The sequence below is a fragment of the Streptosporangium sp. NPDC002524 genome (genome assembly GCF_040295985.1).
GTDB lineage: Bacteria > Actinomycetota > Actinomycetes > Streptosporangiales > Streptosporangiaceae > Streptosporangium.
This window is the reverse complement of the sequence record NZ_JBEOWK010000029.1, coordinates 35607-49127: the sequence shown is the minus strand read 5'-3', so window position 1 is coordinate 49127 and position 13521 is coordinate 35607. Positions and strand designations below refer to the sequence as shown.

6 protein-coding genes are annotated in these 13521 nt (G+C 73.8%); 3 read left to right on the top strand and 3 right to left on the bottom strand.

The window, feature by feature from the left end:
* The first annotated feature begins 48 nt into the window (after window positions 1–48).
* Both ABT053_RS36100 and ABT053_RS36095 read left to right on the top strand, forming a co-directional pair.
* Complete coding sequence (locus ABT053_RS36100; protein ID WP_350975408.1) at window positions 49–2976, top strand: glycoside hydrolase family 3 C-terminal domain-containing protein; 2928 nt, start codon at window positions 49–51, stop codon at window positions 2974–2976.
* Between the two features lie 11 nt (window positions 2977–2987).
* Window positions 2988–3977: a LacI family DNA-binding transcriptional regulator gene (locus ABT053_RS36095; RefSeq protein ID WP_350975406.1), complete on the top strand. Its 990-nt coding sequence runs from the start codon at window positions 2988–2990 to the stop codon at window positions 3975–3977.
* A 212-nt stretch (window positions 3978–4189) separates the two neighbouring features.
* Here the strand turns inward: ABT053_RS36095 and ABT053_RS36090 are convergent, their stop codons facing one another.
* Entirely contained in the window at window positions 4190–5524 is a 1335-nt protein-coding gene (locus tag ABT053_RS36090) for a hypothetical protein (protein ID WP_350975405.1), read from the bottom strand.
* A 366-nt stretch (window positions 5525–5890) separates the two neighbouring features.
* The gene (locus ABT053_RS36085) at window positions 5891–7660 is read right to left on the bottom strand and encodes an acetyl/propionyl/methylcrotonyl-CoA carboxylase subunit alpha (protein WP_350975404.1); all 1770 of its coding nucleotides are present in this window, start codon (window positions 7658–7660) and stop codon (window positions 5891–5893) included.
* A gap of 347 nt (window positions 7661–8007) precedes the next feature.
* Here ABT053_RS36085 and ABT053_RS36080 point away from each other — a divergent pair, with 347 nt between their 5' ends.
* Complete coding sequence (locus ABT053_RS36080; RefSeq protein ID WP_329090315.1) at window positions 8008–8280, top strand: WXG100 family type VII secretion target; 273 nt, start codon at window positions 8008–8010, stop codon at window positions 8278–8280.
* Between the two features lie 106 nt (window positions 8281–8386).
* Here the strand turns inward: ABT053_RS36080 and ABT053_RS36075 are convergent, their stop codons facing one another.
* The gene (locus ABT053_RS36075; RefSeq protein WP_350975402.1) at window positions 8387–12979 is read right to left on the bottom strand and encodes a type VII secretion EssC family protein; all 4593 of its coding nucleotides are present in this window, start codon (window positions 12977–12979) and stop codon (window positions 8387–8389) included.
* Between the last annotated feature and the right edge of the window lie 542 nt (window positions 12980–13521).

Below are 13521 nucleotides of genomic sequence, written 5' to 3'. Positions count from 1 at the left end.
TCGAAGCGCTTCGACGTCCTCAAAGGGCTCTCAAAGGGATGGTCCCCGATGAACGAACCGTTCCGTGACCCGGAACTCCCCCTCGCCCGGCGCGTCGCGGACCTGCGGGACCGGCTCACCCTGGAGGAGAAGATCGGGCTGCTGCACCAGTACCAGCGGCCGGTGGAGCGCCTCGGGCTCGGCCCGTTCCGTACCGGCACCGAGGCGTTGCACGGACTCGCCTGGCTCGGCCCGGCGACGGTGTTCCCGCAGGCGGTCGGGCTGGCCAGCACCTGGGACCCCGACCTGGTCCGGCGGGTCGGCGAGGCCACGAGCGACGAGGTCCTCGCCTTCCACCACAAGGACCCGTCGGGAGCGGGGCTCAACGTCTGGGCCCCGGTCGTCAACCCGCTGCGCGACCCCCGCTGGGGCCGCAACGAGGAGGGCTACTCCGAGGACCCGTGGCTGACCGGCGTCATGGCGACGGCGTACGCCTCCGGGCTTCGTGGGAGCGATCCCACGGTGCTGAAGACCGCGCCCACCCTCAAGCACTTCCTCGGCTACAACAACGAGACCGACCGCTGCGTCACCTCCAGCGACCTGCCGCCCCGGGTGCTGCGCGAGTACGAGCTCCCGGCCTACCGGCCCGCCCTGGAGAGCGGCGCCGCGGTCGCGGTGATGCCCTCGTACAACCTGGTCAACGGCCGCCCGGCCCACCTCAGCCCGCTCATCGGCGAGGTGCTGCGGGCCTGGGCGCCCGGCGACCTCCTCGTGGTCAGCGACGCGTACGCGCCCGCCAACCTCACCGGCCTGCAGGGCTACCACGACGACCTCCCCGAGGCGTACGCCCACGCGATCAAAGCCGGGCTCGACAGCTTCACCCAGGACGACGACCGGCCCGAGGCCACCCTCGGCCACCTCCGCGCCGCGCTGGAGCGCGGCCTGCTCACCGAGGCGGACGTCGACGCCGCCGTACGGCACACGCTGTCCGTCCGCTTCCGGCTGGGCGAGTTCGACCCCGCCACCCCGTACGACGACATCACCGAGGCGGTCGTCAACTGCCCGGAGCACCAGAGCTTGGCCCGTGAGGCCGCCCGGCGCTCGATCGTGCTGCTGCGCAACGACGGCGTCCTGCCGCTGGACGCCTCGGTGCGCAGGATCGCGGTCATCGGCCAGCTCGGCGACACGCTCATGGAGGACTGGTACTCCGGGACCCTCCCGTACGCCGTCACCGCCCGCGCCGGGCTCGCCGAGCGGTGCGAGACCGTCTTCTGCGAGGCCGTGGACCGGATCACCCTCACGGTCGAGGGACTCCCGGAGGGAACGGAGGGCCGTCACGTCGTCGCCGACCCCGACGGGGGGCCGCTCGGGGTCGGCGACGAGCCCGGCCTGTTCGACCTGTTCGACTGGGGCGGCGGCTGCTACGCCCTGCGGGCCGTGGCGACCGGGCGTCACCTGTCCGTCGACGACGACGGGGTCCTGGTCAACGACCAGCCGGGTCCCAACGGCTGGGAGGTGCGCCAGACCTTCCGTACCGAGGACCGTCCCCGGGGCGCGCTCGCGCTCCGGCACATCTCCACCGGCCGCTACCTCGCCCTGGACGGCGAGGTCTTCCGGCTGGCCGACGACGCCGACGCCGCCGCCTGGCTCACCGTGGAGCGGGTGGTGAGCGGCGCCGAGGCCGCCGCCGCGCTCGCCGCGACCGCGGACGTGGCCGTGGTGGTCGTCGGCGACCACCCGCTGGTCAACGGCAGGGAGACCGAGGACCGCCTCGACCTCGCGCTGCCAGCCGCGCAGCAGGCCGTCGTCGGGGCGGTGCGCGAGGCCAACCCGAGAACCGTGATGGTGATCAGCAGCGGCTACCCGGTGACCTGGGACGGCGACGACCCGCCCGCGGTGCTGTGGTCCTCGCACGGGGGCCAGGAGTACGGGCACGCGCTGGCCGAGGTGCTGTTCGGCGACGCCGACCCCGAGGGGAGGCTCACCCAGACCTGGTACCGCTCGGCCTGCGAGCTGCCCGACCTGTTCGACTACGACATCATCGCCTCGGACGCGACCTACCAGTACTTCCGGGGGACCCCGCTCTACCCCTTCGGCCACGGCCTCGGCTACACCACCTTCGAGTACGCCGACCTGGCCGTCTCGGTGGAGGACGGCGAGGACGGCCGGGGCGGCGGGGGTGGTGAGAGCGGCGAGGGCGGCGACGGCGGTGAGGGCGGCGGGGGCGGCGGGGGCGGCGGGGGCGGCACGGTCACCGCCTCGGTCACCGTCACCAACACCGGCTCCCGGGAGGGGGTGGAGGTCGTCCAGATCTACACCCGCCAGCGGAGCTCCCGGGTCAAGCAGGCGCTGCGCCGCCTGCGCGGCTTCGTCAAGGTGCGCCTCGCCCCCGGCGAGAGCACCCGGGTCGACTGGAGCCTCGACGTCGCGGAGCTCGCCTTCTGGGACGTCACCAGGAGCCGGTTCGTCGTCGAGGACGCGCCCCACAAGCTCATGGTCGGCGGCTCCTCGCGGGACATCCGGCTGTGCGCGCCCTTCCACGTCGACGGCGAGCGGATCCCGCCGCGCGACGTCCTCGCGGGCCCGATCGCCGCCGTGGACCACGACGAGTACGACTCGGTGACGTTCGTGGACGCGGCCAGGGTCTCCGGCGACGCCGTGCGGTCCACCGCCGAGGGGGCCTGGATCGTGTTCCGCTCGGTCGACCTGGGGGACGGGGCCGCCTCCTGCGCCGCCGTCGCCGCCGGGGAGGAGGGCGGGGTGATCACCCTGCGCCTGGACGACCCCCTCTACGGGCCCGTCGTCGGCGACCTCCCCGTCCCCCGGGCGGGCCGCCACGACCTCACCGAGGTGCGCACCGGGCTTGCGGCGGCGCGGGGAGTCCACGATCTTTATGTGGTGTTCGAGAACGCGGGGATCACCGTCGCCTCCCTGAGCTTCGGCGCCTCCGCCTCCCTGGGCTTCGGAGCCTCCCCGGGCCTCTGCGAGGCCGGGTGAGCGGGCGGGCGGTGACCATCAGCGAGGTCGCCCGGCACGCCGGGGTCGCGGTGAGCACGGTGTCGTACGTGCTCAGCGGGAAGCGCGCCATCTCGGCCGACACCAGGCGCCGGGTGCTCGACAGCGTGCGGGTCCTGGGGTACCACCCCAACGCCGGGGCGCGGGCCCTGGCCAGCAGGCGTGCCAACGTCATCGCGCTGGTCCTGCCCCTGCGGGCCGGGGTGCACGTCCCGGTGCTGATGCAGTTCGCCACCTCGGTGGTCACCGCCGCGCGGCGCTACGACCACGACGTGCTGCTGCTCACCGCCGACGAGGGCTCCGACGGGCTCCGCAGGGCGGCGGCGAGCGCGCTGGTCGACGGGCTGGTGGTGATGGACGTGGAGCTCCACGACGGCCGGGTGCCGCTGCTGCGGGAGCTCGCCGAGCCCAGCGTGCTGATCGGGTTCCCCGCCGACCCGTCCGGCCTGACCTGCGTCGACCTCGACTTCGCGCGGGCGGGCGCGCTCTGCGTGGAGCACCTGGCCGAGCGCGGGCACCGGGAGGTCGCACTGCTCGGCGCCCCCTCGGTCGTCTACGAGCGGGGCACCGGCTTCGCCCGCCGTACCAGGGAGGGCTTCGCCGCGACCGTGGCCGAGGCCGGGCTGACCGGGGTGGCCCTGCCGTGCGAGGAGAACTTCGACCAGGTGTCCGCCGCGATCGCCGCGCTCCTCGACGCCAGGCCGGGTCTGTCCGGGCTGGTCGTGCACAACGAGGCCGCGGTCGGCCACGTGCTGGGTGCGCTGCGCCAGTACGGCAGGCGGGTGCCCGGCGACATCGCCGTGGTGGCGATCTGCCCCGACGACATCGCGGAACGCGCCAGCCCGCCGCTCACCTCGGTGCTGATCCCGGCCGAGGAGGTGGGCCGCCAGGCGGTCCGGCTGCTCATGGAGAAGCTGGAGGGCCGGGCCGTCCCCGACGGCACCCTGCTCCAGCCGAGGCTCACCGTCCGCGACAGCACCTGACCGGGCTCTCCCGCAGGGTTCCCGACGGGCTCTCACGTGACGCCGACGGGCTCTCACGTGACGCCGACGGGCTCTCACGTGACGCCGACGGGCGCGCCCCCCTCCCGAGGAGGCGCGCCCGTCGGCGTCACACTCGTTCTGTCCTGCCTGCCTTGCCTGCCTTGCCTGTCCTGCCGGTCGTTCCGTCGTGGACGGTTACCGGTCGTGGACGGCTACCAGTCGCCTCCGCCGAAGTCTCCGCCGCCGAAGTCGCCTCCGCCGCTGAAGTCACCCCAGCCTCCGCCGCCGAAGTCGCCCCCGCCGCCGAAGTCGCCGGAGCTCTCGCCGCCGCCGTAGCCGCCGTAACCGAAGCCACCGCTCATCATGCTGCCCATCATCGTGCCGACGAGCATGCCGGTCATGACGTCGCCGAAGCCGCCGTAGTAGCCGTAGGCGTAGGGCTGGTAGGCCGGTCCCGCGTCGTAGTACGGGCGGCGCTGGCCGTTGACCATGACCTCGCGCGTCTGCGGCTCGAAGCCGCGCTCGACGGCCTCGGCGTCGGCCGCGCAGGCGGGCACGTCGCGCAGCGCGCCACCGGGCGGGGCCCAGCGCACGTCGCGGGCGGAGGGGCCGTGCTGCGGGTTGAAGAAGCACGGGGAGCGCCGCTCGGGCAGCGGCTGGTGGTTGACGCGCGCCTTCACGCAGGCGAGGGCGTAGCGGCCCTCCTCCAGCGCGGTGGTCACGCCGCGGAACTCGTCGGGGCGCTTGACCGCCGCGAGCTCCACCTTGGCCCGCTCGTAGGAGTCGAGGGCGCGCTGCCAGTCCTGCTGGTGGTCGGCGCCGTCGTTGAGCAGCTTGACGTCGGTGTCGAGGTCGGTGATCTCCTCACCGAACTTGGTGACGTCCTCGTCCACGGTCTGCTTGACCGCGGCCAGCTCGGCGGCCTCGCGCTCCAGGCGCTGCTTCTTCTTCTTGCGGGAGTAGAGGAAGATGCCCGCGCCTCCGGCGAGGGCGAGCACCAGGATGCCGACCAGGATGCCTCCGCTGGAACCGCTGGAGGAACTGGAGGAACCGGACGAGGCACCGCCGCTGACGGCCGCGTCGTCGGCCAGCTTGACGAAGTTGATCACGTTGTCGGTCGGGCTGGTGGCGGTCTTGGCCCGCCCGAGCAGCTCGTCGACGTCGACGCCCCTGATGTTGCTGACGCCGAACGGCACGTCGCCGTTCATCACCAGGACGGTGGACTTGGAGCCGACGCCCTTGAGGATCGAGGTCAGCAGGGTCCTCGCCTGGGACTGGCTGCTGATCGAACCTCCGGGCAGCAGCGCCACGTAGACGGAGGAAGTCTGTTCGGCCGCGCCGCGCATGGCGTCGGCGGCGTCGGCGGGCACGTTCGCCGCGGGATCGACGTAGAAGTGGTCCCCGTCCTTCAACTCCGAGACAATCGCACTGGGGTCTGGCGCCGCGGCGTGGGCCGCCGGGGCGATCATGAACATGGCCAGTAGCCCGGCGAACAATGCCATGATCGTGGCACCGAAACGACCTGGCGCGGCTTTTGTGATGGTCACGGCAGAAAGCCTCCTTCGTCCTGAAAGACGAATGAGTGGACGGCAGAGTTCCCTACCCCTCGACCGTATCCCCTCACGGCCCGCGACAGGCGCCTCTCCGCCACCCGGTATCCGATCGCCGCACCGGCCCCGCCCGCGCGGAGACCGCGAACGTCCCCGGACCGGGGCCCCGGGTACTCGATCCTCGCGCCGGTCCTCGTATCGGCCCTCGCGTCGGTCCCGGCCCGCGCCGACTCTCGTATCGGCCCTCGCGCCGACCCCGGCCCGCGCCGGTCCTCGTACCAGCCCTCGTACCGGCTCCGGCCCGCGGGGGGCGCTCAGGCGGACGCCGCCGACCATGTCGGCGGCACCGGCCCGCGAGCGCGCTCAGGCGTCCTTGATCTCGCAGATCGCGGCGCCCGAGGTGATGCTCTGGCCGACCGACGCGGCCAGCCCCGTGACGGTGCCCGCCTTGTGGGCGGCGATGGGCTGCTCCATCTTCATCGCCTCCAGCACGACGATCGTGTCACCGGCCGCGACGGTGTCGCCGTCGGCGACCACGACCTTGACGATCGTGCCCTGCATCGGGCTGACCAGCGAGTCGCCGCTCGCGGCCTTTTTGGCCGCCCCGCCACCCCGGCGCGGCGCCTTCGAGGCTCGGCCCGCGCTCCCGGTGTTCCCGGCGCTCCCGGCGCTCCCGGCGGCGAACCCCGGGGGAAGCACCACCTCCAGCCGCTTGCCGCCCACCTCGACGGTGATCCGCTCCCGCTCGCCCGGCTCCTCGGCCGTGCCGGGCTCTCCCTCGTACGGCGTGATCGTGTTGTCGAACTCGGTCTCGATCCACCGGGTGTGGACGGCGAAGGGTTCGGAGGTGAACGCGGGATCGGCCACCACGGCCCGGTGGAAGGGCAGCACGGTCGGCATGCCGTCGATCTCGAACTCGGCCAGCGCCCTGCGCGAGCGCTCCAGGGCCTGCGCCCGGGTGGCTCCGGTCACCACCAGCTTGGCGATCAGCGAGTCGAAGGACTGCGGGACGGTCATGCCCGTCTCGTACCCGGCGTCCAGGCGCACCCCGGGCCCCGAGGGCGCGCTCATGCGCGTGATCGTGCCGGGGGCGGGCAGGAAGCCGCGCCCGGCGTCCTCGGCGTTGATCCGGAACTCGATCGAGTGGCCGCGCGGGACGGGATCGCCGTAGCCGAGCTCCTCGCCGTCGGCGACGCGGAACATCTCCCGTACGAGATCGACGCCCGCGACCTCCTCGGTCACCGGGTGCTCGACCTGCAGGCGGGTGTTGACCTCCAGGAAGGAGATCGTGCCGTCCTGGCCGACCAGGAACTCGCACGTGCCGGCCCCGACGTAGCCCGCCTCCTTCAGGATCGCCTTGGAGCTGGTGTTGAGCAGGTCGAGCTGCTCGGGCGACAGGAAGGGGGCCGGGGCCTCCTCGACCAGCTTCTGGTGGCGGCGCTGCAGCGAGCAGTCGCGGGTGGACACCACGACCACCGTGCCGTGGGAGTCGGCCAGGCACTGGGTCTCCACGTGCCGGGGCCGGTCCAGGTAACGCTCGACGAAGCACTCGCCCCGCCCGAAGGCGGTGACGGCCTCGCGGACCGCGCTGTCGTACAGCTCGGGGATTTCCTCCAGGGTGCGCGCGACCTTCAGCCCGCGTCCGCCGCCGCCGTACGCGGCCTTGATCGCGATCGGCAGGCCGTGCTCGGTGGCGAAGGCGACGACCTCCTCGCTCCCGGAGACCGGGTCCTTGGTACCGGCCACGAGCGGCGCGCCGACCTTCTGGGCGATGTGGCGGGCCTGGACCTTGTCGCCGAGCGCGGTGATCGCGGCCGGGGGCGGGCCGATCCAGGTGAGGCCCGCGTCGATCACGGCCTGGGCGAACCCGGCGTTCTCGGCCAGGAAGCCGTAACCGGGGTGCACGGCGTCGGCCCCGGCCTCCGCGGCGATCCCCAGCAGCTTGCCGGCGTCGAGGTAGGTCTCCGCGGGAGTGGCGCCACCGAGCGCGCGGGCCTCGTCCGCGACCCGGACGTGGAGCGCGTCCAGGTCCTGGTCGGCGTAGACGGCGACGCTGGCCAGCCCGGCGTCCTTGCAGGCGCGGGCGATCCGCACCGCGATCTCACCACGATTGGCGATCAGGACCTTGTGCACCGACGTCGTTCCCTTCAGTACGTGCCAGTACGTGCGGACGGAGGACTGGCGGGCCTTCAACGGAGTGTAGGCGTCCTCTGATCGCGGGGAGGTGCTGGGCTCCTCCCCGCCGGGCGTGAGGGACGGGGCCCGCCCTCCGGCCGATCGTGAGAAGTGAGGGACCCGCCACCCGTACGCCTCCAGTCCCTTGAATTACCAAAAATCAAGACAATGGAGAGCGTTTAACCTCTCGGCGACTGAGGGAACGTCCATAGCCGCTCGGCATAATCCGGATACCCATGTGATCCTTACGCCTATCGTGATTTCGTTTGGCGACTCCTCCCGACACCGATCCAAAGGAGACTGGCATGAGCCAGAACTTGCTCGGCGGCAATCCCGCGGAAATGCAGCAGATGGCCACCCAGTTCACCCAGCAGGCCGACCAGGTCAGGGCCACCGTGGCCGCCCTCGACCGGGAGGCCGCGAAGGTCGGCACCGCCTGGACGGGGCCCGGTGCCCAGCGTTTCAGCGAGGCCTGGCAGAACTACCGGGCCGCTTTCCAGCGCATGTCCGAGGAGCTCGCCGAGGCCTCCCGGGTCATCAACACCTATCGCGGCAATATCGAGTCCGCCACGCGCTAGGAAACGGTCCGCCGAAACGGCCCGCCGAAACGCCCCGGTCCTCAGGACCGGGGCGTTTTCTCATCGGCGGCCCTCACGCGACGGCCATCACGCGACGGGACGGCCCTCAGGTGACGGCGGCCTGGACGGGGACCACCGAGCCCAGGGTCACCAGCAGGCCGCGCCCGGGGGGACCGCCGACCGCGCCGCGCGGCAGGCGGACGGTGAACAGGTCGCCGTCGGCGGGGCTCTGGACCGACAGCAGCAGGCCCGTGCGGCCCTTGCGGGCCTCGGCCGCGAACCCCCGGTAGGCGGTGGTCAGGTCCCCGGTGGTGCCACCGACGATCATGCCGTGCTCGCCGTCCCTGCCGCTGCGCAGCACCTGCTCCAGCGCGGTGCCCAGGGGGGAGTCCGCGGAGATCAGCTCCGCGTCGTCGACGATCACGACGTAGCGGTCCTGCCCCGCGACGGCCTCGTGCAGGTCGCCGCCCGCGTCCAGCACGGCCAGCACGCCCGGGGTGTCCACCAGCGTGCACAGCGGGCTGCGCCGGGGGGTGACGAGGACCGTGGGGGTGCCGTGGGAGAGCAGCGAGTGGGTGGCGGTCAGCAGCGCCGTGGACCTGCCCGACCTGGGCGGGCCCGCGACGACCGCGGCGGGGCCGTGGGCGAGCAGGTCCACGCCGAGCGGCGCCAGCGAGTCGCCCCCGGCGCCGAGCAGCGCCCACAGCGGGGACGGCGGCCGGAAGGAGGGCACCAGGTCCAGGACCTGCGCCGCGGTGACGCGCATCGGCAGCGCGTCCACCCGCAGCGGCGGGTCGGCGGCGATCTCCGGCGCCGAGCGGGCCAGTGCCTGGAGCGCGGCGACCTGCGCCGGTCCCGACGGGTCGTCGCAGAGCAGCGCGATCTGGCTCTCGGTCGTGCCGTGCTCCCCGGTCGACAGCGCGCGGCCCGGCGCGAGCGTCGCGGGCAGATCCTTGACGGGCAGCCCGGCCAGGCCGTAGTCGGAGGGGTCGGCCAGCCGCAGGATCAGCCGGTCGTCGAAGACCGTGGAGATCTGCCCGATCAGCGCGGACCTGTCGCCGGTCACCACGGCCCGCAGCCCGACCGCGGGCCCCTCGCGCAGCAGCTGCATCAGCGACTCGATGAGCCGCCCGTAGTCGTACGCCTCGAACGCGGCGACGAACCCCTCCCACCGGTCAAGCATCAGGACCAGCCATGGCAGCCTCGGGCCGTCCGCGGCGGCGCGCAGCTCGGCCAGCGAGGCGTACCCGGCCTCGGCGAGGAGCTGCTGGCGCCGCCCCACCTCCGCGCGCAGCCGGGTCAGCAGCCGCTCCACCCGGTCGAGCTGGTCGCGGGTCACCACCGCCCCGCAGTGCGGCATCGCCATCAGCGGCAGCAGCGAGCCCGAGCCGCAGTCGATCGCGTGCACGTGCACGTCGTCGGGGGAGGCCCCGGCGGCGATCGCCCCCGCCAGCGTGCGCAGCGCGGTGGAGCGCCCGCTGCGCGAGGCGCCCGCGACGAGCAGGTGCCCCCCGTGGGCGAGATCGAGCGCGAGCGCCCGCCGGTCCTGCGCCCAGGGCAGGTCGGTGATCCCGAAGGCGAGCGGCGGCACCTCCTCGACCCCGGCCCGGTACGGCAGCCCGCGGGGCGCGTCACCGGGCAGCACGGGCGTCGCCGGGAGGACGGGGACGGTCACGAGGTCGGGAAGCGGTTCGAGCCAGGGACTCGGCTGCTCGGCGACCCCGGAGAGGCGGGCCGCCTCGACCAGGGCGTCGGCGAGTATGGACAGGTCGGTGACGTGGCCGCTCTCGGCCCCCGCGTGGACCGTCCTGGGATGCCCCAGGGCCTGCCAGCCGACCTCCGTCACCCGTACCCTCACCTCGCCCCCCGACGCGCCGGGGCTCCGGCCGCCGATCCGCGCGGTCTGCACGGCCGTCGCCGCCCCCGCGCCCGACTTCACGTAGCAGCGGCCGGGAGCGGACTTGGGGATGTACGAGGCGTCGGGGCGGCCGATGACGTCGGCCGACTCCGACGCCTCGGTGACCCGCAGGGCGATCCGCAGGGAGGTGTTGGCCTGGATGTCGGCGGTCACCACGCCGCCGGGCCGCTGGGTGGCGAGGATGAGGTGGATGCCGAGCGAGCGTCCCCGCCTGGCGATGTCGACCAGCCCGGTCATGAAGTCGGGCAGCTCGCTCACCATCGCCGCGAACTCGTCGATGACCAGCACCAGCCGGGGCAGCGGGGCCGGGGGCTCCATCGAGGACGGCGCCGCGCGCCCGCGCAGCGGCTTGACCTGCCCGCCGCTCCCGGCGACGAGCAGGTCGCGGGAGGCGCGGGCCGTGCGGGCGTCGCGCAGCTCGTGGTAGTCCTCGATGTCCTTCGCCCCCACGGCGAGCAGCAGGCGCTCGCGGCGGCGGATCTCCGCGGCGAGCGAGGCCAGCGCCCGCTGGGTCAGGTGGCCGTCGAGGTCGCTGACCATGCCCACCGTGTGCGGCAGCCGCACGCACTCCTTGAACGCGGCGCCGCCCTTGTAGTCGATCAGCACGAACGTCATCTCGTCCGGCCGGTTGGCCACCGCGAGCGAGCAGATCAGGGTCTGCAGCAGCTCCGACTTGCCCGCGCCCGTGGTGCCCGCGATGAGCGCGTGCGGCCCGTCCCTGCGCAGGTCGACGGAGAACGGCCCCTCGGGACCCGCTCCCACCACGGCCTCGGTGGCCCGCCCCCAGCGCTTGGCCAGGGCCGCGCCGGAGACCGAGGGCAGCTCCAGCAGGTCCAGCAGCCGCGCGGAGTCCGGCAGGGCGAGCCCGGCGTCGTCGCGGCTGACGTCGCGGATCGGCGCCAGCGAGCGGGCCAGCCGGTCGCACCAGGCGGACGTCACCTGGTCGGCCAGGATCTCCCCGAGGTCGTCCAGGCCGCCGCCGCGCAGCCGCACCGTGCCGTCGGCCTCCACGGCGGCGACGGTCGCGCACTCCTCGGGCAGCAGCCGCTGGTCGCCGTCGATCGCCAGGGTGTAGACGCCCGCCCTGGGCCCCTGGCGCAGCACCTGGGGCATGCCCGGCAGGGCGCGCAGCACCTGCGCGCCGTCGAGCACGACCAGCACGTCGTAGGGGCGCTCGTCGTAGACGGGGGCGGCGTACGGCTGCTCGGACCCCGTACCCGTGGCTCCGCCCAGGTCGCCCCAGCCGGCCGGGATGCGGCCCAGCTTGGCGGCGGGGCCCGCGGCGGCGTCGTCGCCGAGGCGCTCGTCGATCAGCGCGGCGAGCTCGCTCACCCGGCGGGCCGCGGCCTCGGGGTCGGCGCCGACCAGGGCCACGCAGTCCTCGCCGCCGCGCGGGGCGCAGTGCGGCAGCCAGCGGACCCAGTTCCAGCGCTCCTCGCCGTCGCCGTGCGCGGACAGCACGACGATCGCCAGGTCGCGCGGGCTGTGCAGGGCGGCGGCCTGGCCGACGAGCCAGCGCGCCACCCCGGCCGCCGTGTCCCTGGGCCCGGTCAGACCGGCGACGCCCAGGCGGCGCATGGCGAGCGCCACCGGCACCGCCTGGCAGGTGGGCGGCACGGGCAGCGGGGCGTCGACCGGCGCGGAGCGCTCCGCGGCGAACTCCAGGTCGGCGGGGAGGTCGGCGAGGCCGACCCGCAGCCGCAGCGCGTCGGGGTCGTGGTCGCGCCGCTCCCAGAGCCGCCGCCGGGGGCCGGTCACGGTGAGCAGCACCTCGGCGGGGTCGGGCGCGGCGGCGCGGCGGGCGGTCTCGTCGTCGGCGCGGGCGCGCTCCACGGCCGCCTCGAAGAGCTTCAGCCGCTGCTTGTACTCCTTGACCTGCTGGCGGTACTGCTTGCGGCCGTGCCGCCTGTCGCTCCACCACTGGCCGATCATGATCAGCGGTGTCATGAACGCGAACAGCAGGAAGTACCACGAGTTGAGGGCGATGCACATGCCCACCCCCAGCGCGGCGGGCAGGAACGCGGTGAGCAGCTGCAGCCGCATCGTCTCGGCCCGCCTGGGCTCGGCCGGGACCTCGAAGCGCCGCGCGCCGCCCGGCGGCCGGAACCTGGGCGGTCGGTTGTAGGCCAGCCCGCCGTCGGGCTGCGCGTCCAGGTGGGCGTCGGGCGGCTCCACCGCCTTGAGGGTGAGCACGGTCCCGCCGCAGCTCAGCAGGGCGTGCTCGGGCCAGGGCAGCGGACCCTCCAGGGGGTCGCGGTCCAGCAGGGGCGTCGTGCCCTCCCCGGGCTCCACGGTGATGGCGTCCGGGGTGAGCCGCACCACCGCGGCCCGCGCGGGCAGCCGGGGGTCGGTCACGGCCACCGAGCAGGCGGGGTCGGAGCCGATGGTGTGCGTCCCCAGGCTGAGGCGGTGCACCGACCCGGCGGCGGGCCCGCCGACCACCCGGATCTCCACGATCCCGCCGGGCTCCTCGGCGAGCGTGGCCACCGCGAGGGAACGGTCGAGGGTGACGAGGTCGCCGTCGCGGAGCAGGCCGAGCGCGGGGGCGCCGGGGTCGAGGGGACGGCCGTCCATCCACAGCGTCGGGGGCTCGGCCCCCGCGGAGTCACGGTCCAGCCCGTACGGGGCCTTGCTGCGCGTCAGCCGCACCACGTTGCTCGGCCGCTCGCCTCCCTGGCCCGCCAGGGACTCCGCGAGCCGTGCCACCGTGGTCGTCTCGTCGCCCTCGACCACGACATCGCGGTCGGCGTGCTCGTTGAGCACGGTGAGCATGATCCGCATCGCCGCTCTCCTCGGGTCAGGCCCCGGATCCACCGTACCGAGTGAAAACCGTCCCCGAGAGAGTGTTCGCGGCAATGTCACGACTCGCGACCGGTATGTGGAAAACGGCAAAACCTGTGGATAACTATCCGGGGGTGTTGACCGGTTATGCCGTCCTAGGTGGGCATTTGGCGATACGAGGGCTTGTGGGCGGTGGCCCGCCTGCGGAGCCGGGCTGTGGAAAACCTGTTCGGAGAACGAGGGGGAACGGCCGGTTCCGGTCAGGGTCCGTTCCGGGGTTGTCCCGGGTCTGGTCCGGGTTTGATCCGGGTTTGATCCGCGCCCGGAGCTCTCCGGCCTGCCGCTTCGGTGGCGGGGCGAGAGCGGCAGGCGCGGGAGACGCGGGAGGGAAGCGCGCGAGGACGGCGGGTGAAGGACGGGTGAAGGACGGCCGCAGGAGGTGGGAGGACGGATGGGAGGGGCCGGGTGAAGGCGGCCGGAGCGCGGCACGTGAATGCGGGGTGAAAAAGGTGGGGCGATTGGTACGAGAGTTAATTACCGTC

Bases quoted from the DNA above. Each gene is read 5' to 3' on its own strand.
- ABT053_RS36075 (WP_350975402.1), bottom strand. From the start codon at position 12,979: ATGCGGATCATGCTCACCGTGCTCAACGAGCACGCCGACCGCGATGTC.
- ABT053_RS36100 (WP_350975408.1), top strand. From the start codon at position 49: ATGAACGAACCGTTCCGTGACCCGGAACTCCCCCTCGCCCGGCGCGTC.
- ABT053_RS36080 (WP_329090315.1), top strand. From the start codon at position 8,008: ATGAGCCAGAACTTGCTCGGCGGCAATCCCGCGGAAATGCAGCAGATG.